Raw genomic sequence first — 23,976 nt, 5'->3', positions numbered from 1 at the left:
GACTGAATATGGCAAAAGAAATTAAATTTAGTTCAGACGCTAGAGAAGGTATGGTTCGTGGAATCAATATTCTAGCAGATACAGTAAAAGTTACATTGGGACCAAAAGGTCGCAATGTCGTATTGGATAAAGAATTTGGCGCCCCACTAATTACAAACGATGGGGTTACCATTGCAAGAGAAATTGAATTGGATGATGTCTTTGAAAATATGGGGGCTCAACTGGTAAAAGAAGTAGCCACAAAAACCAATGACGTAGCCGGTGACGGTACGACAACCGCTACTCTATTGGCCCAAGCGATTATTCGTGAAGGTTTGAAAAATTTAGCGGCCGGAGCCAATCCAATGGTGCTTCAAAAAGGAATCAAAAAAGCGGTGGAAGCAACTGTAGAAGAATTGAAAAAATTCTCTGTACCAGTAAACAATTCCGAAGCCATTGCCAATGTTGCGGCGATTTCGGCTGCTGATGAAGAAATTGGTCGTTTGATTGCAGAAGCCATGGAAAAAGTTGGCCAAGATGGCGTTATTGCTGTAGAAGAAAGCCGTTCCATGGGAACCAAATTAGACGTTGTAGAAGGAATGCAATTTGATCGTGGATATGTAAGCCCTTATATGGTTACAGACAACGAAAAAATGGTAGCAGAATTAGAAAATCCTTATATTTTAATTACCGATAAAAAAATCTCTAACATTCAAGATGTTCTTCCATTATTGGAACAAGTTTTACAAGAAAGCCGCCCTATTGTCTTAATTGCAGAAGACATTGAAGGGGAAGCTATGGCCACTTTGGTTGTAAACAAATTGCGTGGAACTCTAAATGTAGTGGGTGTAAAAGCACCAGGCTATGGAGATCGTAGAAAAGATATGTTACAAGATATTGCCGTATTAACTGGTGGTACCGTAATTACAGAAGATTTAGGCTACGATATTAAAGAAGCCACTGTAGATATGTTAGGTACAGCAGCAAAAGTTCGCGTAGAAAAAGATTTAACCGTTATTGTAAATGGAGCAGGAGAAAAAGACAATATTGAAGGACGTATTGGCCAAATCCGTGCTCAAATTGAAGAAACAGATAGCGAATTTGATCGGGAAAAATTACAAGAACGCTTGGCAAAAATGGCTGGTGGTGTAGCCGTAATCCAAGTAGGGGCTGCCACAGAAGTAGAATTGAAGGAACGCAAACTTCGCATTGAAGATGCTTTGGCAGCAACACGTGCCGCTGTAGAAGAAGGAATTGTTCCAGGTGGTGGTGTTGTTTTGGTAGACTGCATTGAAAAAATCAAAGGTCTATTGGAAGAATGCGAAGGGGACGAAAAAACCGGAGTTAGCATTATCGTTCGTGCCTTGGAAGAACCGATGCGTCAAATTGCAGAAAATGCCGGAATTGAAGGCTCTGTAATTGTAGAACACATTAAAGGAGAAAAAGAAGGTACAGGATACGATGCTTTCAATAGCAAATACGTAAATATGATTGAAGCAGGAATTGTAGATCCAACAAAAGTAACAAGATCTGCTTTACAAAATGCTTCTTCCGTTGCGGCAATGATTTTAACAACGGAAGCAGCCGTTGCCAATATTAAACCAGAAGGTGCAGATTTAAGTGCACTAGCTGGAATGGGCGGCGGAATGGGAATGATGTAATTCCGCACAAATAAAGACTCCCAATTTGGGGGTCTTTTTTTTGATATGGATGGTTTTTTAGGACAAAAAGGGTAGATAATGATAAAATAAATTTATAAAAAAAGAGAAAAGAAAGGAGATTTGCTATGAATAAAGAAAAATTGCTTTTGGAACTCAAGTTGGATATGATTGCCCTAATAAATGATATGGATTGGCAAACCATAGAAGCAAGTACAGAAAAATTGGAACGATATTTTGAATTGTTAAAGATGATTCCTAAATTGCCAGATGTAGAAAATAAAGAAATAGCAAAACAAGTAGAAGAGCCAGAAGAAATTCCCCATGTGGAATACCATAAGGAACGAGAAGGAATTAGCGAAGGAAAAGTACGATTAAAATTAGGTGGAGCTGATTTAGGGGATACCCGAATTTTCATTCCGGAAAAAATTGTCCGTCGATTGAATGTAGAAGAAGGGGATTGGGTTCGAGCAAAAGCAGCGGAAACCCGCGTAATCAATGGAAATCGAAAATTGCTATATGATTTCGAGATTCTAGAAAAATCTTTTGGAGATAGCGAATCTCTACGCCGAGACATTCGTTTTGCCCAAGTGCGATACGATTTGGGACTTTCAGATTACTATATTTTATCTTCAGAGGCAGAAAATACGCCAATTAAAATTATTTTGAACGAAGCAAAACTAGGGAATTTGTCCATTGAAGAAGGAGATTTCATTGACTACGCTTATTGGGTAGAAGATATTCTAAATGGACGAGTGACTTGGAAACATAAAATAGAAGAAAACATTGCCTGTTCCCGCCGGGAGGAAGGCCTTCCTAGTTTCGATTTAGAAGATCGATTTTTAGAAGGCGTAGAAATTCGAATGTTGGGAGAACCTCATAAAAAGGGAGAGTATACCCGAGAATTGGAAGAACAAGGCGGTCTGGTGTCTTGGTATAATTTTGAAGATTTAGCAGAAGCTATGGAGGAGGATCATTCCGATTCAACCATTTACGTTTTATTTGTAGATTCCATCCGTCCGCAAGAATACCAAGAGCTTCTCAATCGAAAAAACCAGTACAATTTCCCCATTCTCTTTGCAAAGGAAATGGACACAACATCTCTTATGCATTGGCTTAGTGAAGAATTGCAACTTAGGGAATATGAGTGGTTAAGTTAGAAAAGAAAAGGAAAAAGCTATAGGTGATACGGTCTATAGCTTTTCTTTATGGGGGAAAATCGTTATAATTACTATAGGAGGACTGTAACTTATGAAACCTTTAATTGGCGTAGCGCCGTACTATAGTGAAAAGAACAACAAATTGTATATCTCAAGAGAAGTATTGGACGCGGTGGTTTTTGCCGGGGGAATTCCTATGTTATTGCCATTTGTTGAAGAATTTAAGATAGAAGACTTTGAAAGTATTTTGGAACGATGTGATGGCTTTTTATTTACAGGCGGTCACGATTTTCCAGCAGAACATTATGGAGAAGAAAACGGAGACAAAATCGGTCCCTTTGCTCCTCCTAGAGATATTTTGGAATTTGGTCTTTTGCCTCATATTTTGGAGCGGGATATTCCCGTCCTTGGAATTTGCCGGGGAATGCAATTGATCAATGTAGTCAAAGGAGGAAGTCTACATCAGGATTTAACGCCAGATTGTGGTGCTTGCATTTCTCACGAGGTGAGAGATACTCCTTATTATCAATGTGTTCATAAAGTAAGTGTAAAAAATAAAGATTTGAAAACAGACTTTTTCGGTTGCAATGATTTAGAGGTAAATTCTCTTCATCATCAAGCCGTAAAAGAAATGGGAGAGGGACTTGTAGATTTGCTTTGGTCTGAGGATGGATTTATTGAAGCCCTATATGGACCCGAATATCGTTATTTGGTAGGAGTGCAATGGCACCCTGAATATTTATACAATCAAGACGAAGCCAATGGACATTTATTCCGCTCCTTTGTGAAAGCAGCCCAGGAGTATCGAGAAGAAATTAAAGGAGAAAAGAATGAAACTTTATAATTCACTCACAAGAAAGAAAGAAGAATTCAAGCCCATTCATGAAGGGGAAGTACGCATGTACAATTGTGGACCAACGGTATACAACTTTATTCACGTTGGAAACGCAAGACCTTTGGTGGTGTTCGATACTTTGCGACGCTTCTTTATTTATCGAGGATTGGACGTAAAATTTGTCGTAAACTTTACAGATATTGACGATAAGTTAATCAATCGTGCCAAAGAGGAAAACACAACGGTTTTGGCCATTGCGGACAAATACATTGAAGAATTCAAAAAAGATGCCAATGGATTGAATCTTTACGATTACAAAACCATCAATCCAAGAGCCACAGAATACATCGAACCCATTATTGAATTCATTCAAGGATTGGTGGACAAAGACGTAGCCTATCCAATGGATGGAGATGTGTATTTCGATATTACAAAAGCAGAAGATTACGGAAAATTATCTGGGAAGAAAATTGAAGATTTAATGAGTGGGGCTCGCATTGCCGTAAATAGTGGCAAGAAAAATCCCGGGGACTTCGTTCTTTGGAAAGGAAAAAAAGAAGGGGAACCTGCTTGGGACAGTCCATGGGGAGAAGGTCGTCCAGGATGGCATATTGAGTGCTCTGTAATGGCAAAATCTCTATTGGGAGATACCATTGACATTCATTCTGGAGGAGAAGATTTGCAATTCCCTCACCACGAAAACGAAATCGCTCAATCTGAAACGTTAACAGGAAAAACATTCGCCAACTACTGGTTGCACAACGGAATGATTACAGTAGACGGCACAAAGATGAGTAAATCCTTAGGAAATTTCTTTACCGTTCGTGAAGTTTCGGAAGTCTTTGATTTAGAAGTATTGCGTTTCTTCTTATTAGGGGCTCATTATCGTAGCCCAATTAACTATTCCTATGATGCCATGGCCCAAACCAAAGCCGGGTTGGATCGTTTGTATAATGTACGAGATCATTTGCGCCGTGGAGTGGAAAATAGCGAAAGTGGTCCAAGAGATGAAGCCTTCATTGAAAAAATGGAAGAATACAAAAAAGAGTTTATTTCTGTAATGGAAGATGACTTAAATACAGCCGCCGCTGTCGGATTCTTATTCTCTATGGGAAAAGATATTAACGTATACCTTTCTGGGGAGGCAACCAAAGAAACATTAACTCGCGTAGAAGAAATTTTCTTAGAGCTTTCTCGTGTATTGGGCATTTTGGACCGAGAAGCAGAAGATGGCGCCGACGAAGAAGTGGAAGCGTTGATCCAAGAACGCCAAGAAGCACGGAAAAACAAAGATTTCAAACGAGCTGACGAAATTCGTGAACAATTATTGTCTATGAACATTTTAATTGAAGACACAAGAGAAGGAACCACATGGAAGAGAGCCTAATGGAAATCTTTCTTAGAGAAAAAATGACGCCTCAAGAGGCGCAACAACAAAACCCCCTCGTCCTAGCATTCCTAGGCGATGGGGTCTTTGAATTGTTTGTAAGAACAAAACTCATGGCTCAACCGCAAAAGGTAAATCAAATGCATCGTATGGCAGCAAAAATTGTATGCGCCAAAGGGCAATCGGACTTAGCGGTGGCTCTATCTCCTTATTTTACCAAGGAAGAAGAAGGGGTTTTTCGAAGAGGGAGAAATACCAATCAAAAAACCATGGCAAAAAATGCCACAGTCCATGATTATCGTAACGCCACAGGGTTTGAAGCTTTAATGGGATATTTGTATATTAGCAATCAAAAAGAACGTTTGGCCTGGTATTTTCAAGAAATAGAAAGGATATTGGACGATGAAAGTAAAATTACTAAGTAGTACGCCCAATGGAGAAGAACTCATTGCAAAATCAGCAAAACTTTGCTATTCCGCTGTAGGAGTAGAAGAAATTGAAGAAAAACTAACCGAAGATTCCGTAGAATCTTTTTTGACCATGTTAACTTCCATTTCCCACGCCTCTCCCATGGAACACGTAAGTATGACCTTTGCCGTTGAAGGAGTAAGCCGTGTTTTGACCCATCAATTGGTGCGACATCGTTTGGCCAGTTATTCTCAACAATCGCAAAGATACGTTCCATTGGACGATTTTCAATACATAATTCCTCCTTCTATTGAAGCCATTCCAGAAGCGAAAGCTCTCTATGAAAAAACCATGGAAGCGGATCGACAAGCTTATATCGCTTTGGTAGATGCTTTAATGGAAGGCCATGTGAAAGAGGGGATCGAGAGAGGACTTTCTAAGGAAGAAGCGGAGAAAAAAGCACAAAAAATGAGCATTGAAGATGCCCGCTACGTATTCCCTAATGCTTGCGAAACAAAAATTGTGGTAACCATGAACATTCGAACGCTTCTTCACTTTTTTTCCATTCGCACTTGTCAAAGAGCTCAATGGGAAATTCGTGAAATGGCCACAGAAATGTTGCGAATCGCCAAAGAAACCTATCCGACTTTGTTTGCAAAATCGGGACCCAGTTGTGTAAGAGGAGCTTGCCCAGAAGGAAAAATGTCCTGTGGACGAGCCGAAGAAATGAGAAAATTTTTCCTGGAGGAATTATAAAATGAAATCACAAATGATATTTGGGAGAAATCCCGTACTAGAAGCCCTTGGGGAAAATATGGATCGCATTTACGTTCAAAGGGGACTAAAAGAAGGGACGGCAAAAAAAATTCGTGGCCGTGCCAAAGATTTAGGGGTTGAAGTGATTGAACGAGACAAATCTCGCTTGGACGAAATGTGCGACTACCAAAACCACCAAGGTTTTGTGGCCTATGTTACAGATTTTGTCTATTCAACCATAGACGATATGCTAGCAGAAGCCAAAGAAAAGGGCGAAGATCCTTTGATCGTTTTATTAGATGGAATTACGGATCCTCACAATTTAGGAGCGATTATCCGTTCTTCCTTGGCCCTAGGCGCCCATGGAGTTGTTATTCCCAAAAATCGATCCGCTTCTGTAAACGGAACGGTTTTCAAAACTTCTGCTGGAGCCGTTGATCATATGAAAGTGGCAAAAGTTACCAACTTAGGTCGTGCCGTAGAGGAATTAAAAGAAAAAGGAATTTGGACCTACGGTTGCGATCTAGGAGGAGAAACCTTATACGACACCAATTTAACAGGGCCTGTAGCCATTGTGATTGGGGCAGAAGGAAAAGGACTGAGCAAAAAAATCGGCGAAAAAGTTGATATAAAAATTACCATTCCTATGGAGAGGGAATTTGATTCCCTAAATGCCTCTGTAGCCGCTTCAGTGGTACTCTATGAAATCAGTCGCCAAAATCATGGCAAGAAAAAGAAGACGCTATAATCGAGAAGGGCGCTACCTCTTTGTAGACGGTTATAACATTCTCAATCAATGGGCCGGCCTCTCCCAACTTATGGAAGAAGACTTAGAACAAGCCAGGGAAAAACTAATGGAAAAATTAATAGAATACGCCCACATTACCGGGTGGTCTATTATTCTGGTTTTTGATGCCTATAAGGTCAAAGGAAGCGAAGGCAGCATTGAGAAAAAGAATGGAATTGAAATTGTCTATACAAAAGAATTGGAAACCGCGGATCATTATATCGAAAAAGAACTCACCCATATTGGGCGAGTAAAAGATGTAGCCGTGGCCACCTCGGATCATATTGAACAACAGTTGATTTTGGCTCGCGGAGGACGAAGAATTTCAGCGAGAGAGCTGGAAATTGAGGTAGAAAACATAGAAAATCACATTCGTTTGGAAGCAAAACGAATCAAAAAAGTACAGCGATTAAGAAACGGCTTGGGGGAAGAAGTTCTCGAAGATTTAAGAAAAATAAAAAATCAACTAAAAGAAAAAGAGAAATAACGACGAAATCTGTAGTTATTTCTCTTTTTGTATTTGTATAGCTTTTAAAAAACGGTTTACACTCGGTCCCCCTTGTTTATAGAAGAGGCAGTATAGTAAGAAGAAGCAAACACGAAGAACCAAGCATTTGAAGAACGAACAAAATTTTTTCTCTTCCTAGGATTTCTTTCCAACTCTTTACTCCATAATAGAGAGAAAAAAGAAACAATAAAGCTGTAACCACAAAGATGGACTTTTCTAGAGAAGTAATGGGAACTCTTGGAAATTTCAGACAGATAAAATAAACGGTCGTGGCGGGGAAACAATAATCCCAAAGTTGCATTTTTAGTTTTTTATTCATTTTTTCGCCTCCCATTCTTCCGGGGCAATGACTTTTGATTCTTCTTTAGAAAGCAAAAGAATACTGGGAATGTGGGAAATGCCGAATTCTTCTATAAAATAGGAACGGTCTTCTTCTTTCATATTTTCGACGTTCAAATAGTAGACTTTGCCAGGTAGTTTTTTTGCAGTAAGAATGATTTGATTTATATTGGAAAGGCAATCTTCACAATGGGGGCTTCCAATATAAATTGTTTTGCTTTCTTTTTCTTTTTGGGACAAGTCACGAACTTGAATTGGAGTCATTCTTTGTGTTATTTTTTGATATCGTCCTTCATTTGATTCCTTAAAATTTATTATAGAAAGAATCAAGATGGCAATGGATAAAAAGAAAGGAATTGTTTTTTTTGTATTCATTAGCGATACCTCACAGCCGAATTTGGCTCGAAAACATAGGTTTTATATGCATTGGATCCTCCTCTTCGTTGGAGACAAACTTTTGGCCCTGAAAAGCGAATCCCTCCTTTTGCATGTCTTCCTCCTTCGTTAAGGGCAATGGATACGATGGCATTAACTCCAGAACGTACTTTTGCAGAGAAAGTTACTATCGTGCCTACAGCAGTTCCAACTACACCAATCAAACTAGCAATTCCAATAAAAGTACCGGCAGTGGTTATCATACTTTGGAATGAAATGTTTTTAGAAATATTTCCTCCCTTTTGTCCAACGACAGAGCAAAATTGAGTTGCGTAAGGAACTATGGAGCTTTCTTTTTCCGTTTCAATTTCAGATGCATTTATATAATGTATTAAATTTCCTTTAGGATCTTTTATGCTTATATTTCCAGCTTCATCCTTGGAAATAATTTGTTGTAAGCGGTGATTTGAATCCATAACTTGGCTATAGAGATTTCCATTTATATCATAATTAAAATCTACAAAAGATAGACCTTCCTGTTTATCTACAACAGTAAATTCATTTTTATTGTTTTGAATAATAGAAAATGAATTTTCCGATGTAGCATAGAGTTCTGTTGATGAGACAAACAATAGAAGTAAAGATAAAAATAGACAGAGATATTTTTTCATAAAATCATCCCCCTGGACAAAAATAAAAATAAGTTTTATTTACAAATAAATTTTAACATAGAATTTAAAAAATAAAAAGATAAAATAAAAAATATTAGTATAATCTAAGTTCAATTTATAATATAAAGTGAAATATAGAATGATCTTTTTGGGAATACAGAAGTACAATGGCAGAAACATGGATTGAAATCTGTGAAAAAAAGGGGGATAAAAAAGAGGCCTAAAGGCCTCATTTTTTATTTTCCGAAAAATTCATAAACCCCTTGAATCAACAAATCGTTGGCTTCTTTGGATAGAATACAGAAGCGGAAAAATCTTTCGTCTAAATTTTTGAAGTTGGAGCAATCTCGAATGACGATTTTTCTAGGCAATAGAAATTCTCGAAGTTCCTTTGCCGTAGCGGATCGATCCTTGATTTTTACCAAGACAAAATTTCCGTAACTGGGAAAGACTTTTAACTGCTCTACGGTTTCTAAAGCGGAAATCATCTTATCTTTTTCTCTTTGAATGTGGTTGTAGGTAACGGCTTTATAGGTTTCATCAGAAAACATAACCTTTCCCATCATTTCAGCAAAAATATTGATTCCCCATAAAGAGAAATTTTTTCCCATGGAATCAAGGACTTTTTGGTTGGAAGTAATGGCATAGCCTAAGCGAATTCCTGGTGTGGCGAAGAATTTAGAAGTGCTTCGAACCACGAAAATATTTGGGTTGGTTGCTGCAAAGGCCGAACAAGAATAGACGCTCCGATCGGTAAACTCAATATAGGTTTCGTCGATTAAAATCGGAATATTTGTGGCTTCTACAATTCGCTCAATATCCACACGATTTAGGATGGTACCTGTTGGATTGTTTGGATTGGTAATAACATACAATTCAATGGAATTTTTTTGTATGATTTCAATCACCTCATCCACACTAACGGTAAAATTGCGATGATAGTCCAAATTGTAGTGGAAAACCTCGGAACCAATTAAATTCAACTCATTTTCGTATTCACTATAACAAGGGCTATTTAACAAAGCTCGTTTGGGATTTACGTAGTGAATGAAATCTTTGATTAAATTGGTGGTTCCGCTTCCTAGCAAAATATGCTCTGGGTTGGCGTGGGTATAGTTTGAAATTTCCTTTAACAAATCTACGTATTCTGGATCCGGGTAAACACTGGCCTGATCTAAATTTTCTCGAAGATATTGCAAGGCTTTTTTGCTTGGGCCAATGGGATTTACATTGGAAGAAAAATCCATAACCTCATCTACATCAAAATTATATTTTCTCTGGAGCTCAAATAAATTTACTCCATGTTTATCTTTTTTCATAATGCCCTCCTTTACACTAGGATCTAATGCTTATGATATAATAGAGAAAGAAAAAATACAATAGTGAGGTGAATGATGAACAATTTTCGAAACGATTATCACGATTTATGCCATCCAAAAGTGTTGGAGTCTCTATTGACTCTTCAAGGAGAAAACAACGTGGGGTATGGTTATGATGGGCGTACAGCCAATGCCATTGATAAAATTCAAAAGAGATTAGGGAAAAAATCCCCTGTATTTTTTGTACAAGGGGGAACCGCAGCCAATGTTTTGGCGATTTCCTTCTGTTTGTTGCCACATAAGGCTGTTATTGCTGTAGATTCTGGACACATTGTTCACGATGAAGTGGGATCGATTGAAGCCAATGGACACAAAGTTTTGACCATTCCATCTGAAGATGGAAAGATGGATCCAGAAGCTTTGGAAGAGTTGCTAAATTCTTTCGGTGATTTCCACAATGTATTGCCAGGAATGATTTATATTTCCAATTCAACTGAAACGGGAATGGTTTATACCAAAGAAGAAATCAAAAAAATCTATGATTTGGCAAAAGAACACGAAGTGTATTTATATATTGACGGTGCTCGTATGGGAGCGGGTTTGGCCTCTGAAGAATGCGATATCCAATTTGAAGATATGACAGAGTTATGCGATATTTTCTCTATTGGAGGAACAAAAAACGGCGCTTTATTTGGAGAGGCTTTGGTATTTAACAACGAACCTTTGGCAAAAGAATTTAATTTCTATATGAAACAACAATCTTCTTTATTGGCAAAGGGATATTTATACGGGGCTCAATTTGAAGCTTTATTTACCGATGATTTGTTGTTTGAAATTGGGGAACAAGCTCAAGAGGCAGCGAAAAAATTGGCAGAAAAATTGGAAAGCATTGGGGTAGAATTTGCCCAAAGACCGGTTAGTAACCAAATTTTTGTAAATCTTCCTACCTCCAGTTTGGAAGCATTAGCAGAAAATACCCAATTTGAAATTTTCTCTGAGGGGAAAGAGGTTTCAACGGTGCGTTTTGTTACCACTTACGAAACCAAAGACGAAGAAATTGAATCCTTAGGGGAAGAATTGAAAAAATACCCATTATAAGCAAGAAAAAAGAGCCTCCTTATTGGGGCTCTTCTTCTTTTGCCTTTGGAGACCAAAGAGGTCGGAACAATACGAAATAACGAAACACAAAGGTGATGAAAAATAAAGAATACAAATAATATCTTGGGATCGGATTTATGGTGAAATGATAAATGGTAAACCCTACGCCAAACAAAACAAAAATGGCGGTAAATACCCGGTTGGCTTTGTGGTATTCGTCAATAAGTCGCAAGGCAGGAGAGGAAAAGGCGATGCACATATAGAGTAGAAAATAGATAAATCCATTCATCCATGAAAACTCATAGAGATGATGTCCTACAACGATTCCCATTCCAACAAGAGTAAATAACACGTTTACAATAACCTTTTTTTCCATAACTTCCTCATCTTTCTTCTTTTTTGATTGAATGATTTTGGAAAGGGTAAAAAGATAAGTACCCATTCCAATGGATTGATTTCATTATAGATTTCTATGGAAGAGTTGTCAATTTTTCTGTAGGAAAATAAAATGACGTTTCAGGAAAAAAGGTTTGACGAATGGGAAAAAGAGTGGTAATCTTATTTACTATATAAAAGATAAATAATTTTGTGAACTTTGGAGAGATGAAAATGGAAAAGAAATTTATTATGAGTTTCGAAAACTGCAAGTCATCCTGTTCCTGTATGTGCTGTTGTTCATACGGGTTTTTGGCTTGCCATTTTTCATTGGATCTCCATACGCGAGGCCTATTCTGTGAATAGGTAGAAATATATCCATGGAAGGAAAGCAGGTCAATCTGCTTTCCTTTTTTTGTTGCTTTTTTTAGGAGGTTGAAGATGAATGTAGGATTTTTTCAAGAGTACGCTCCCGTTTATTTGGAAGCCGGACTTTTGACTTTGCGAATTGGCGTCATTGGAATTATAGGTGCGATTCTCTTTGGTTTGATTTGTAGCTTAATTCAATACTATAAAGTCCCTATTTTAAGGCGAATCGTTGGGGGATATATTGAGATCTCAAGAAACACCCCCTTATTGATTCAGTTGTTTTTTCTCTATTTTGGTTTGCCGAAATTGGGGATTCTCCTTTCCTCTGAAATGTGCGGAATCGTGGGATTGATTTTTCTTGGAGGAAGTTATATGTCGGAATCCTTCCGAAGTGGATTGGAATCTCTATCCAAGACTCAAATCGAAGCGGGAAAGAGCATAGGGTTAACCGAAGGCCAAATTCTAAGGCATATTATTTTGCCCCAAGCCATGGCGGTTGCCTTCCCGTCCTTTAGTGCCAATGTGATTTTCCTATTAAAAGAAACGTCCGTATTTTCAGCCGTTGCCTTGGCAGATTTAATGTATGTTACCAAGGAATTGATAGGCTTGTATTACGAAACCGATGAAGCCTTAACTATGTTGGTTTTATCCTATTTGATTATTTTATTACCGATTTCACTATTTTTTGCTTATTTAGAAAGGAGGATGCGCCATGGGGGATTTGGGACTACAAGTGCTGTTTCAGGGAAATAATTTCCTACGAATTATGGAAGGCTTAGGGGTGACCATTTATATTTCTTTGGTTTCTGTCCTATTGTCCATTGTTTTTGGTTTGATTTTCGGCGTAATCATGACCGTGGAAAATCCGGCAATTAAATTTTTATCTCGCCTATATTTAGAATTTGTGCGAATTATGCCTCAGTTGGTTTTATTGTTCATTGTCTATTTTGGCTTAGCACGATTTTTAGGAATCAATCTTTCTGGCGCTTTCTCCGCCATTTTGGTTTTTTCCATTTGGGGAACGGCAGAAATGGGCGATTTGGTGCGAGGAGCTATAACCTCCATTCCTCGCCATCAGTACGAGAGCGCCAAGGCCATTGGTTTAACCAAAAAACAAATGTATCGCCATATAGTTTTGCCTCAAGCTTTTCGCCGATTGTTGCCTCAAGCCATTAATTTGGTAACGAGAATGATTAAAACCACTTCCCTTGTGGCTTTAATTGGAGTGGTAGAAGTCATAAAAACGGGACAACAAGTAATTGAAAACGTACGACTAACAGCCCCAATGGCCTCCCTTTGGATGTATGCCTTGTTGTTATTCTTGTACTTTATCGTATGTTATCCTATTTCGCAGTTTTCAAAATATTTAGAAAATACATGGAAGGATGGTATCAGTGGATAATCCCATATTAGAAATTAAAAATTTACAGAAAAATTTTGGCAATCAACAAATTTTGGATCATTTTTCTCTACAAGTAGAAGAGGGAGAGGTTGTTGTAATCCTTGGACCTTCTGGTTGTGGGAAATCCACCCTTCTTCGATGTATTAATGGATTGGAAGAAATTCAAGGAGGAGAAATTTTCCTTCGAGGTGAAAATATTTCCGATCGCCAAAAGAATATGCACGAGATTCGCCAAAAAATCGGTATGGTGTTTCAATCCTACGAATTGTTTCCCCATATGACCGTAATGGAGAATTTGTTGCTTGGCCCAATACAAGCCCAAAAACGAAAAAAAGCAGAGGTGGAAAAAGAAGCCGAAAAACTTTTGGATCGTGTGGGGCTTTTGGATAAAAAAAATTCCTACCCAAGGGAACTTTCTGGAGGACAAAAACAACGTGTCGCCATTTTGCGGGCTTTGTGTATGCATCCAGAAGTGATTCTCTTTGATGAGGTAACCGCCGCCTTGGATCCAGAGATGGTTCGGGAGGTATTGGAAGTGATTAGCGATTTGGCGAAAGAAGGGCGTACCATGTTATTGGTAACCCATGAAATGCAATTTGCAAAGGCCATTGCCGATCGAATTATTTTTATGGATGGAGGAAAAATTGTGGAAGAAAATCCACCAGAAGTCTTTTTCCAAAATCCAGAAACAGAAAGAGCAAAACAATTTTTACACGTATTTGATTACGAAGAAATGTAAGGAGGAAGAAAATGAAAAAAATAAGAAGAATTATGGCCTTGGCCTTGGTGTTTGTTGGTGCGATGGCTTTGGCCGCTTGTGGAAACATTGAAGAAGAAGGGGTAAATGTAGCCGGATCTCCAGAAGTAGAGGGAAACAATGGAAAAACGGCCCGTTCTTTGGAACAAATTAAAGAAAGCGGAAAGTTAACGGTTGGCGTATTCAGCGACAAAAAACCATTTGGTTACGTAGATGAAAACGGCGCTTACCAAGGATACGATATTTATTTCGGGGATCGTTTGGCCCAAGAATTAGGCGTTGAGGTAGAATACGTTCCTGTAGAAGCGGCCAGCCGTGTAGAATATTTGGTATCTGGAAAAGTGGATGTAATCTTAGCCAACTTTACAGTAACCGATGAAAGAAAAGAACAAGTCGATTTTGCCTTACCTTATATGAAGGTAGCTTTGGGAGTTGTTTCTCCAGAAACAGCAGAAATTACGGCGCCAGAACAATTAAATGGAAAAACTTTAATTATTAGTAAAGGAACAACAGCAGAAACCTATTTCTCTGAAAATTATCCAGAAGTAAAATTGTTGAAATTTGACCAATATAGCGAGGCATTTAACGCTTTAATTGACGGACGTGGGGACGCTTTATCTACAGATAATACAGAAGTTTTAGCATGGGCCATTGAAAATCCAGGATTCACCGTAGGAATTGAATCTTTAGGGAATATTGACACCATTGCGCCAGCCGTTCAAAAAGGCAACACAGAATTAAAAGATGCCATTGACGAAATTATTAAAAAATTAGGAGAAGAAAATTTCTTCCACAAAAACTATGAAGAAACCTTACGTCCTGTTTATGGAGACGAAGCCAACGCAGAAGAATTGGTAGTTGAAGGTGGCGTAGTAGAACAATAAAAGAAAGAGTGGGTATATATTGCCCACTCTTTTCTAGAGGGAGAAAAGTTCTCCTTTTGATACAGTGTATTTAATTTTTCCTATATATTCTTCTCCTTCGTAAGGGGAATTGTAGGATTTTCCCTTAAAGGTATCTCTTGTAACCGTCCACTTTTCCTCTGGATCCACAATGGAAAAATTCCCGATTTTTCTTTCTTGAATGCCGTCATATTCCATATTGTAAAAGGCAGCAGGAAGATAGGTCATTTTTTCAATTAAATCCTTAAGAGAAACTTTGCCTTCTTTTACCAAATGGCGTAAGGCCGCAGCAAAAGCAATTTCCAACCCCAAAATTCCAGAAGGCGCCTTAGAAAATTCTACGCTTTTTTCCTCTTCCGTATGGGGAGCGTGGTCCGTTGCCAAAACAAAAGAAGGATGAGAAAAAAGATCTTGCAATCCAAGACGATCCTCTTCGGTACGCAAAGGAGGGTTCATCTTTGCCATGGTTCCATGGGTGCGAATTTTTTCTTCTGTAAAAGAAAAATGGTGAGGGGTTATTTCGCCCAATACATTGGCTCCTAAATCATAGAACAAAGCTACGAGAGAAGCACCGGCTTTTGTAGAAATATGTTGAATATCCACCTTCGTCTTCCAATCCAAAGCCAAGGCACAATCCCGTCCAATATAGGAATATTCGGAATAAGCAGGCGCGCCTTTTAACCCCATTTCTCTGGAAATATTTCCTTCGTTGATTCCTGGTGTTCCAATTAAGGAGGGATCTTCTTCATGGAAAGAAAGAGGAAGGTTTAATTCTCGTGCTTTTTCCATGGCTTCTTTTAATAAAGCTAAATCCACCAAAGGAAATCCATCATCTGAAAAACCAAGGGCCCCGGCCTTTGCACAAGCTTCCATATCTACAAGGGTTTTTCCCTTCAAATCTTTCGTTAAAGCAGAAACCGTATAGACATTGACAGGAACCGATTGTGCTTTTTTGTAAAAGGTTTCAATTTCCTCGGGAGAATCCATTACTGGCTTCGTATTGGCCATGGCCAAAAGATGAGTAAAACCACCGCCAAGGGCTGAACGACAAGCCGTTTCCATGGTTTCTTTTTGAGGAAAACCGGGATCTCGCAAATGAACATGAACATCCACAAATCCAGGAACGATCCATTTCCCCGTTAAATCCAAAACTTCGGCATCGGGAATGTCTAAGTTTTTGCCTAAATTTTTGATTTTTCCCTCTTCCAAATACAAATCCAAAATTTCTTCAAAATGATTTCTTGGATCCATAATCTGTGCATTTTTTAGTAAAATCCTTTGTTTTTCCATAGTCCCTCCTTAAAAATCTCTCTATTTTCATTATTCCACATCCTCAAAAGAAGAACAAGGAAGAAATACATTTTCAAAATCTAAGTTAAGGTAAAGAAAGGTCAAAATGCCTTTATTTTTCTTTCGGGATTGGGTACTATAAGGATAGATAAAACATCTAAAGATTTCGAACAAGGAGGAAATCGAATATGATAACAATGGAAAAAATTGATTATGTAATGAATGTAACAGGAGCAGATTATTCCAGAGTTAGAGAAGCTCTATTGGCTACAGACGGCGAAGTAAACGAAGCCATTGCAATGATTTTGAATACAACGGGAGAAGGAACGAAGACAGAATTTTCAGGAGAATATAAAACACAAGAAGAAACTGGAAAAAAACGCTCTCGTGTAGATGAAATCAACGACAAGGTAAATGGATTTGGAGAAGAAATCTTTGAAGCCGTAAAAGAAATTTGGGAAAAAGGGGAAGCCACTCGTTTGGTTGTAATGGACGAACACGACACAGTAATCCTAAATGTGAGCATGACTTTGGGAGCCATTTGGACCGTATTGGCACCGTTAGCGTCTTTACTAGGCGTTGGTGTAGGAATTTTGTCCCGCTGGGAATTCTATGTATATCTTCACAATGGAGAAGCCATTAACGTAAAAGATTACATTAGAAAGAAAAATCGAATGAGATAAGAAAGAGCCTGCGGGCTCTTTTTTTTGTGGGAAGAAAATCGTAGGTGAAGAGAGAGGATTCTAAATGAGAAATGAAAATGATTTTTATTTTATGCTATAATATTTGAAAAAGGAGGGAATATGAAATTACATCTTATAGATTTAGAAAAATCCTTTGGAGAAAACCAGGTTCTTCAGGGAGCGAATTTTGTTTTTGAAGAGGGTCGAATTTACGGGTTGTTAGGGCGCAATGGGGCCGGTAAGACGACGTTATTTGACTTGATTTCCAATAAAAAAGAAAAGGATAAGGGACAAATTTTATTAGAGGAAGAGGGGGTTACAAGGGAAATTCAACAGGAAGATTTCTTTTATATGGTGGCCAATCCTCAGTTGCCTAATTTTTTAACAGGGCGAGAGTTTTTGAAATTTTTCCGAGAGGCCAACCGAGATCGAATTCGGGATACAAGGACCATTGACGAGCTTTTTGATTGGATTTTTTTGGAAGAAAAGGAGCGAGACCGTTTGATTCAGTCCTATAGTTTGGGGACGCGAAACAAATTGCAAATGTTGATGTTTGTATTGCTTTCTCCAAAAATTCTTCTAATGGACGAACCCTTAACTTCTTTGGATGTATTGATCCAAATGGAAATTAAGAAACTTTTGAAAGAACGACAAGAGGGGCATATTATTTTGTTTTCCACTCATATTCTTCAATTGGCGAAGGATTTGTGCGAAGACATTGCCATTCTTCACAAGGGCAAGCTATCGGAGTTGGATTTCAAAAAGCTGGAAAATGAAGATTTTGAGAGAGAGCTTATGAATCGATTGGCAGGGGAATCCCATGATTGAAATATATAAAAAAACCATGGAGTATGACATTCGTCAACGGGTAAATTTTATTCTTCATTGGATTCGTAAAATCCTACGAAGAAAATCCACAAGCTATACCTATCACGGATTAAAAGATATTCTTGTGGCTCTGACTCCGATTTACGACATTGTCAATGAATTTTTGAAAAATGGAATAGGATTGGGGATTCAAATGGGGATGGTCTTTATCTTTAGTCGTTTTTTTGACAGGGAACCGACCCGAGAGGAAATGATTACAAGTTTTCTTTCTTTTCATTTTGTCGTGTGTATATTAGCAAATACAGGACAGATTCCAATTATAGAACGCGGAAATCGCTTAAATTTATTTCGGGAATATTTCCATATGGACCCGGGGAAAATGCTGAGAAGCATTTATTATTTGCGAATGCCCATTTCTCTTTTATCCCAAATGGTATTGTATTTTATTCTTGCAAAAATCTTTTCTGTACCTTTGTTTTATGCAGTGGCCTTTCCTCTTTTGAGCTACACATTGGCACAGGGGAATCTTTTTTGGCAAAACACTTATTTTTCTTGGAAAAAGGGAATGATTCGCTACAAAACTTGGATACTTCTTACCTATTACATTGCTTTGGTTCTTTTGGCCCTGGCCATGATCTATTTTCCCGTGATTCCCATTCATTGGATTTTAGCTTCTCCGATTCTAATTCTATGGATTGGATTGGGAGGGTATTTTGCCTATAGGAATTATCGTTTCTCAGATTATGGGAAATTCTTGGAGCGAAGCGATATACCCCAGAAAGATTTAGGAGAAGGGGAGGATTTCTCGAAGACCGTCGCCTTAGAAGTAAGCCGTGTAGAAGAAAAGGACCAAAGAAAGAGCCATAAAGTTTACGAGAAAAAATTAGAAGGCTATGCTTTCTTAAACGAGCTGTTTTTTCAGCGACATAGAAGACATATTTTTCGGCCTATTTTGATTAAATCGCTGATCGCAGGAGTTGTTTTTCTGGGCATTTTAATTGGCGTTCCTTTCTTTTTAGGGATGGAAGTTTTTTACAAGGAGACAAAAGAGCTATTTATGGCCTTGATTAACGCCTTACCCTTTGTTTCTTATATGTTATATTCCCAAGAAAATATTACAAAAATTATGTTTATCAACTGCGACGAAAGTCTATTGGAATATGGATTTTATCAGCGGCCCAAAGATTTGTTGACCATGTTTACCTTGCGTCTAAAAAAATTATTGCTTTGGAATGGATTGCCACTTAGCATTGTCATAGTTGGAATGACAGCGGCTATGATTCTAGCCAAAGGAAGTTTAAGCCAAATTTTGATTTTAATAGGCATGGCTCTGTTGCTGTATTTATTTTTCTCTGTTCATACGTTGTTTGTCTACTATTATTTTCAACCCTATACCAGCAACTACAGTGTAAAATCTCCTGTTTTTGGGGTGGTGCAATTTCTTTCTATTTATTTGATTTGTTATATGCCAATGACTTTGGACGTTCCAAGTATCGGCGTATTGCTCTTTTTTGTAGGGATGACCGCCATCTATTTACCCATTGCTTTATATTTGGTTTATAAAAAATCGCCCAAGAGATTTCGTTTAAGAAGAGAATAAGGAAAAGGCTATTTCTTAAAATATTGAGAAATAGCCTTTCTCTTTGCTCTTTTGTCGTCTAGTATACAAGTTATACTTTATACATAAAAAAATCCATGGATTTTCCTTTAACCTTGTGTTATGATTAAGGCAATGGAGCTACACATTGAGTGGGTTCACTCAAGGAAATGGAATCTCCCCAGAGTCTTACATATAAGGTTCCCTTTCGAAGAGTGGGAAATCCTTTGCAAAACTCTGTTTCGAGTTTTCCGCTGCCATGGAAAAGAACAAATGTTATTTTTAGGAGGTCAAAAGACATGAACGCTTATGTAAGCAGTGTAATTGCAAATGTAAAAGAAAAACATGCGCATGAACCAGAATTTGTACAAACTATTGAAGAAGTATTAACTTCTCTTGAGCCAGTTATTGCTCAACATCCTGAATTTGAAAAAGTAGATTTATTAGGACGTATGGTTGAACCAGATCGTCTATTCAAATTCCGTGTTGTATGGGAAGATGACAACGGTCAACACCATACAAACACTGGTTACCGTTGCCAATTTAACGGAGCTATCGGACCTTACAAGGGAGGTATTCGTTTCCACCCAACAGTAACTGAAAGTGTTATTAAATTCTTAGGTTTCGAACAAACTTTCAAAAACAGCTTAACTGGTCTACCAATCGGTGGTGGTAAAGGCGGTTCTGACTTCGACCCACGTGGAAAGAGCGATGCTGAAATCATGAGATTCTGCCAAAGCTACATGACAGCTCTTTATCGTTACATTGGACCAGACACTGACGTTCCAGCAGGAGATATCGGTGTAGGCGCTAGAGAAATTGGTTTCCTTTATGGACAATACCGTCGTCTAAAAGGTACATTCGAAAACGGCGTATTAACTGGTAAAGGTTTATCTTACGGTGGATCTTTAATCCGTCCAGAAGCAACTGGATTTGGTGCTGTTTACTACCTATTAAACGTATTAAGAGATGCTGATTTACGTATCGCTGATCAAAAAATTGCTGTTTCAGGCTTCGGTAACGTTGCTTGGGGTATCTGTAAAAAAGTTGCTGAACTAGGTGGTAAAGTTGTTGCTATCTCTGGTCCAGACGGATACTGCTATGATCCAGACGGTATCGTTACAGATGAAAAATTAGCTTATATGTTAGAAATGCGTGAATCAGGACGCGATAGAGTACAAGATTACGCAGATAAATTCGGCGTTGAATTCGTTGCTGGTAAAAAACCATGGGCTGATGTAGATTATGATATCGCTATGCCAGCTGCATACCAAAATGAAATCGGTATGGAAGAAGCAGAAGCTATGGCTGCTAAAGGTTTGAAATACTACATCGAAGTTGCAAACATGCCTACAACTAACGAAGCATTAGAATACCTAATGGAAAAATGTGAAGTTGTAGCTCCATCTAAAGCTGTAAACGCTGGTGGTGTAGCAACATCTGCATTAGAAATGAGCCAAAACTCTGAAAGACTTGTATGGTCTGAAGAAGAAGTAGATGCTCAATTAGTAAAAATCATGGATACTATCTACCGTCTAAGCGTTGAAGCTGCTGAAGAATACGGTTTGGGATACAACTTGGTTGCTGGTGCAAACATTGCTGGTTTCAAACGTGTTGCAGAAGCTATGATGGCTCAAGGTGTTATCTAATATTACAAAACATCAACAAATTAAGAAGAAGGTTCCCTAGGAACTTTCTTCTTTTTTTTATTTTAGAAAAGATGTAACACAACTGTTTTCCTTCTGTTACTCTTTTGTAAGCACTTCCTTAGAAAAATTTGGTAGAATACAAACAGGAGGGGAGAAGAGTGAAGAAATTTGTATGGCTAGCCACATTCATTTTTGTATTCCTATTTTCCACTGAAGCAGAAGCAGAAGTATCTATCGAGGAAATTTATCCCGTAACAATAAATGTAGAAAATAAAACGTACAATAAGTTAAATGAGGGATTCATTTATCATGATCGAACGTATTTGCGTTCAGATTTGATTCGAGAAAGCTTAAAACTTCAAGGAAAAGCACTGGAACAAGAGCGATTTTTGTTGTGGGGAGAGAATTATCATTTGGAATTGCCTTTGGATCGCCCAGGGGGAAATTTTAATGGGGAAGCTCTGCCTATGGAATATTTTGTAAAAATGCGAGATGGATACATCTATTATCCTTTGCGCTTGGTCGCTCAGTTAAAAAAATATGATGTAGAGTGGAACAACGAAGAACGGACCGTAAACTGTATTTTAGAAGAAGGAACAACAGAATAAGACACAAAAAAAGAGCCTTTCGGCTCCTTTTTTATTTGCGTCCATAAATATCTACAAATCGATTGGTATGAATATAATTGACATCCATGCCTAAATGTTCAGAAACGAATCGAATAGGAATCATAGTCCGATCGTTATCTAAAATAGCTGGAACATCAATAGGGACCGTAGCTCCATCAACATAAGCTACATTTTCTCCAATGGGAAGTTCAATTCGATGGCCGTCTTTTTCAATGACAGCATGATATAGATCGTGGTTCCATGTTACATTGGCGCCAAAGGCCTCAGTAACAAATCGGATAGGAACAAGGGTACGATCTCCCACAATTTTAGGCTCTACATCCATTAAGAACCAATCTTTTCCAACGGAATAATTTTTGTTGTTTAGAATCATGTGAAGTTTTGTAAACTCTGGATTTTCCACAACAATCTGCTCTTCAAAATTCCCAAAACGTGCTGTAACTTTCCCAAAACCACGGTTTTCCAAAGCCCCCAATTGAATGGTTCCAACAGGAGGTTGCAGCTTTCCGTTTCCATCTCTTACTTTCCAAGAATCCAAATCCATAGTGGCTTCCATTCCCTCTACAGCCCAATTCATTTGAGAAGGATCGAGGGAAATTTTTCGTTTGTTTTTCGTAACGGCATCAAAGGAAACGGGAATGGTTGCTCCCGGTACGAAGTCGGAATTTTCTGTATTCATAGTGAAAGATTGTAAGGCAGCAGGACTTTGAATTTTTACTACCTTAGTTCCAACAACGCCTTCCATCGTCTGTAAGCGAATGGTGGTTTCTCCTCGTTGGGAAGATAAGAAGCGGTTTCCGCTCCAAGCACTTGATCCAATGACTGTATCGGTAATGGCATAATTGGCTTGAGAAACATCCTTTGGATGATAATTTGCATCCCATCCTTTTTCTACCCCATAGGTTGCTACCTCAGCTTGTACCACATTACTTGGACCAGATACAGCAATTCCCGCCAACGGTCCATGGGGCGCACGGTTCATAACGCCAATACTATTAACAATTCGTCGTTGACTACCATTTCCTTCTGGGCGAGTCACAACGGTATTTTTGAAATCTCCATGTTCTCGAGCCACCATAGTAGTAGAACCGCCGCCATCTAAATTCAAAGCTTTATAAGATCCCAAAGCTTTTAATGTAGCGCCCCATTCCGCCAAACGCATACCAGAGCTGCGGCTTGTTTTGGCCTCTGTAGAAACAAGGTAAACCGTTTTTCCATTTTGAGAAAGGCCAACAGCAGAACGGGCTCTTCGTCCGTCAATGTCCTTAGCATCTAAAGTATAAGGAAGGACCGATCCATTGTTTACCAACATGGCATGGCCTCCAATTAAAAATTGCCAATTTCGGTTGGGAGAAATATTGTAATCTAAGCGAAGTTTTTGTCCTACTCGAACATTTTTTTGAATAAATTCCTTGGCTTTTCCATTGGCCTGCAAAATGTATTTTCCATCAGGAACGCCATAAGGAAGAGGACCGTTTAAGTTAATTTCTTCCACAACAAAATTTTTATTCACTAAAATTTCAGGGCTTCCCTTTAATCCACGGGTCAAAGCGGCCCAAAAATCATTGTACAATTGTAAGCTGTCCTTATGACTGGGAACCCCGGTGTGGTTAATGACGTAATCGGTTTTATTTAGTCCAGAAATCGGATAGGACGTTCCATTGCTGGCGTAAGCGCCTCCCTTAAAAGTAAAGGATTCAATATGCCCCGTTCGATTTCCATCGATACCAAAACCAAAAAGCCCAACAGACAAAAGAGGAGAAGATTGCAATTCTCCCTCTACAAAAGACGGACCAAAAGGGGCCCCCTGTTTGCTCATATTGAAGAAGTCTCCATTGAGAGCAGCGTGAGCTTGTACTCGGTCGGCCATTTGGGAAACCGTGGCCTTTTGCGTATATTCTCCTTGGCCAGCAATAACTTCCAAATCGGCGTAAGGATTGTTCAAATCAATTTGAAGCACATCCACTCGATTGGTTCGGCCAGAAACCGTGGCTTTGTATTCCTTTCGGATTACGCCAGGAGAAACAACAGTTTGTGTATTTTCCTTTAGAGAAACGGCCTTTGCTTCCTCAGGGTTAGCAAAAAGTAAGCAAACACTTAAAGTAGAAAGCAATAAAGGCCATTTGAATCGATTCATTTTATCACCTCATTTCTATTATAACAAAAGAAAGGGGAAAACTTATTTCAGTACCATGACAAGAAAAAACTTGCGGTG

Annotated in this window: 25 protein-coding genes; 18 read left to right on the top strand and 7 right to left on the bottom strand. The window is 38.5% G+C overall.

From position 1 onward, the window contains the following. The first annotated feature begins 8 nt into the window (after nt 1-8). The 8 genes from groL to LQU94_RS05700 all read left to right on the top strand — a co-directional run bounded on the left by groL (nt 9) and on the right by LQU94_RS05700 (nt 7,457). Nucleotides 9-1,640: a chaperonin GroEL gene (groL, locus tag LQU94_RS05735; RefSeq protein WP_230696742.1), complete on the top strand. Its 1,632-nt coding sequence runs from the start codon at nt 9-11 to the stop codon at nt 1,638-1,640. A gap of 125 nt (nt 1,641-1,765) precedes the next feature. Further along, complete coding sequence (locus LQU94_RS05730) at nt 1,766-2,797, top strand: hypothetical protein (protein ID WP_230696741.1); 1,032 nt, start codon at nt 1,766-1,768, stop codon at nt 2,795-2,797. 91 nt (nt 2,798-2,888) lie between these two features. Continuing rightward, on the top strand, nt 2,889-3,641 hold the full coding sequence (locus tag LQU94_RS05725) for a gamma-glutamyl-gamma-aminobutyrate hydrolase family protein (protein ID WP_230696740.1): 753 nt from the start codon (nt 2,889-2,891) through the stop codon (nt 3,639-3,641). After that, nucleotides 3,628-5,019 carry a cysteine--tRNA ligase gene (gene cysS / locus LQU94_RS05720; RefSeq protein WP_230696739.1) on the top strand — a complete coding sequence of 464 codons (1,392 nt, stop codon included), beginning with the start codon at nt 3,628-3,630 and terminating at the stop codon, nt 5,017-5,019. Before LQU94_RS05725 ends, cysS begins: the two co-directional genes overlap by 14 nt. Then, nucleotides 5,004-5,444, top strand: a complete 441-nt coding sequence (locus LQU94_RS05715) for a Mini-ribonuclease 3 (RefSeq protein ID WP_230696738.1) — start codon at nt 5,004-5,006, stop codon at nt 5,442-5,444. Before cysS ends, LQU94_RS05715 begins: the two co-directional genes overlap by 16 nt. After that, entirely contained in the window at nt 5,422-6,183 is a 762-nt protein-coding gene (gene thyX, locus LQU94_RS05710) for an FAD-dependent thymidylate synthase (RefSeq protein WP_230696737.1), read from the top strand. Before LQU94_RS05715 ends, thyX begins: the two co-directional genes overlap by 23 nt. Nucleotide 6,184: 1 nt before the next feature. Then, complete coding sequence (rlmB, locus tag LQU94_RS05705; protein ID WP_230696736.1) at nt 6,185-6,931, top strand: 23S rRNA (guanosine(2251)-2'-O)-methyltransferase RlmB; 747 nt, start codon at nt 6,185-6,187, stop codon at nt 6,929-6,931. Then, nucleotides 6,885-7,457: an NYN domain-containing protein gene (locus LQU94_RS05700; RefSeq protein WP_230696735.1), complete on the top strand. Its 573-nt coding sequence runs from the start codon at nt 6,885-6,887 to the stop codon at nt 7,455-7,457. The genes rlmB and LQU94_RS05700 overlap by 47 nt, the downstream gene beginning before the upstream one ends. A gap of 76 nt (nt 7,458-7,533) precedes the next feature. Here LQU94_RS05700 and LQU94_RS05695 read toward each other — a convergent pair whose 3' ends face one another. The 4 genes from LQU94_RS05695 to LQU94_RS05680 form a co-directional block, all read right to left on the bottom strand. Next, complete coding sequence (locus LQU94_RS05695) at nt 7,534-7,797, bottom strand: hypothetical protein (RefSeq protein WP_230696734.1); 264 nt, start codon at nt 7,795-7,797, stop codon at nt 7,534-7,536. After that, nucleotides 7,794-8,192: a hypothetical protein gene (locus LQU94_RS05690; RefSeq protein WP_230696733.1), complete on the bottom strand. Its 399-nt coding sequence runs from the start codon at nt 8,190-8,192 to the stop codon at nt 7,794-7,796. The genes LQU94_RS05695 and LQU94_RS05690 overlap by 4 nt, the downstream gene beginning before the upstream one ends. Next, nucleotides 8,192-8,863: a hypothetical protein gene (locus tag LQU94_RS05685; protein ID WP_230696732.1), complete on the bottom strand. Its 672-nt coding sequence runs from the start codon at nt 8,861-8,863 to the stop codon at nt 8,192-8,194. Before LQU94_RS05685 ends, LQU94_RS05690 begins: the two co-directional genes overlap by 1 nt. A 236-nt stretch (nt 8,864-9,099) precedes the next feature. Beyond that, nucleotides 9,100-10,182: a histidinol-phosphate transaminase gene (locus LQU94_RS05680; protein ID WP_230696731.1), complete on the bottom strand. Its 1,083-nt coding sequence runs from the start codon at nt 10,180-10,182 to the stop codon at nt 9,100-9,102. 75 nt (nt 10,183-10,257) lie between these two features. Here LQU94_RS05680 and LQU94_RS05675 point away from each other — a divergent pair, with 75 nt between their 5' ends. Then, nucleotides 10,258-11,280 (top strand): low specificity L-threonine aldolase, encoded by a 1,023-nt coding sequence (locus tag LQU94_RS05675; RefSeq protein WP_230696730.1) that lies wholly within the window; start codon nt 10,258-10,260, stop codon nt 11,278-11,280. A gap of 19 nt (nt 11,281-11,299) precedes the next feature. Here LQU94_RS05675 and LQU94_RS05670 read toward each other — a convergent pair whose 3' ends face one another. After that, nucleotides 11,300-11,656: a hypothetical protein gene (locus LQU94_RS05670; RefSeq protein WP_230696729.1), complete on the bottom strand. Its 357-nt coding sequence runs from the start codon at nt 11,654-11,656 to the stop codon at nt 11,300-11,302. Between the two features lie 440 nt (nt 11,657-12,096). Here LQU94_RS05670 and LQU94_RS05665 point away from each other — a divergent pair, with 440 nt between their 5' ends. Genes LQU94_RS05665 through LQU94_RS05650 form a run of 4 tightly spaced genes read left to right on the top strand, consistent with a single transcriptional unit; the run spans nt 12,097 to nt 15,067 of the window. Further along, nucleotides 12,097-12,777 (top strand): amino acid ABC transporter permease, encoded by a 681-nt coding sequence (locus LQU94_RS05665; protein ID WP_230696728.1) that lies wholly within the window; start codon nt 12,097-12,099, stop codon nt 12,775-12,777. Further along, on the top strand, nt 12,737-13,426 hold the full coding sequence (locus LQU94_RS05660; protein ID WP_230696727.1) for an amino acid ABC transporter permease: 690 nt from the start codon (nt 12,737-12,739) through the stop codon (nt 13,424-13,426). The genes LQU94_RS05665 and LQU94_RS05660 overlap by 41 nt, the downstream gene beginning before the upstream one ends. A gap of 4 nt (nt 13,427-13,430) precedes the next feature. After that, nucleotides 13,431-14,165 (top strand): amino acid ABC transporter ATP-binding protein, encoded by a 735-nt coding sequence (locus LQU94_RS05655; RefSeq protein WP_230696955.1) that lies wholly within the window; start codon nt 13,431-13,433, stop codon nt 14,163-14,165. Nucleotides 14,166-14,176: 11 nt separating this feature from the next. Further along, nucleotides 14,177-15,067 carry a cysteine ABC transporter substrate-binding protein gene (locus LQU94_RS05650; protein ID WP_230696726.1) on the top strand — a complete coding sequence of 297 codons (891 nt, stop codon included), beginning with the start codon at nt 14,177-14,179 and terminating at the stop codon, nt 15,065-15,067. A gap of 33 nt (nt 15,068-15,100) precedes the next feature. Here the strand turns inward: LQU94_RS05650 and LQU94_RS05645 are convergent, their stop codons facing one another. Continuing rightward, nucleotides 15,101-16,375 carry a dihydroorotase gene (locus LQU94_RS05645; protein ID WP_230696725.1) on the bottom strand — a complete coding sequence of 425 codons (1,275 nt, stop codon included), beginning with the start codon at nt 16,373-16,375 and terminating at the stop codon, nt 15,101-15,103. A gap of 188 nt (nt 16,376-16,563) precedes the next feature. On the opposite strand from LQU94_RS05645, the gene LQU94_RS05640 reads away from it, so the two are divergent. From LQU94_RS05640 to LQU94_RS08125, 5 genes are all read left to right on the top strand, one after another. Continuing rightward, on the top strand, nt 16,564-17,058 hold the full coding sequence (locus LQU94_RS05640; protein WP_230696724.1) for a DUF4342 domain-containing protein: 495 nt from the start codon (nt 16,564-16,566) through the stop codon (nt 17,056-17,058). Between the two features lie 120 nt (nt 17,059-17,178). Then, the gene (locus LQU94_RS05635) at nt 17,179-17,886 is read left to right on the top strand and encodes an ABC transporter ATP-binding protein (RefSeq protein WP_230696723.1); all 708 of its coding nucleotides are present in this window, start codon (nt 17,179-17,181) and stop codon (nt 17,884-17,886) included. Beyond that, nucleotides 17,879-19,486 (top strand): hypothetical protein, encoded by a 1,608-nt coding sequence (locus tag LQU94_RS05630; protein WP_230696722.1) that lies wholly within the window; start codon nt 17,879-17,881, stop codon nt 19,484-19,486. The genes LQU94_RS05635 and LQU94_RS05630 overlap by 8 nt, the downstream gene beginning before the upstream one ends. Nucleotides 19,487-19,782: 296 nt before the next feature. Beyond that, nucleotides 19,783-21,132: an NADP-specific glutamate dehydrogenase gene (gdhA, locus tag LQU94_RS05625; RefSeq protein ID WP_230696721.1), complete on the top strand. Its 1,350-nt coding sequence runs from the start codon at nt 19,783-19,785 to the stop codon at nt 21,130-21,132. A 158-nt stretch (nt 21,133-21,290) separates the two neighbouring features. Then, entirely contained in the window at nt 21,291-21,740 is a 450-nt protein-coding gene (locus LQU94_RS08125) for a stalk domain-containing protein (protein WP_230696720.1), read from the top strand. Between the two features lie 31 nt (nt 21,741-21,771). On the opposite strand, the gene LQU94_RS05615 is transcribed toward LQU94_RS08125, so the two are convergent. Continuing rightward, entirely contained in the window at nt 21,772-23,898 is a 2,127-nt protein-coding gene (locus LQU94_RS05615; protein WP_230696719.1) for a stalk domain-containing protein, read from the bottom strand. Nucleotides 23,899-23,976 lie beyond the last annotated feature (78 nt).

Origin of the sequence: Peptoniphilus sp. KCTC 25270 (assembly GCF_021012875.1) — a bacterium.
Lineage (GTDB): Bacteria > Bacillota > Clostridia > Tissierellales > Peptoniphilaceae > JAJMZJ01.
This window is presented reverse-complemented; position numbering and strand designations above follow the sequence as displayed.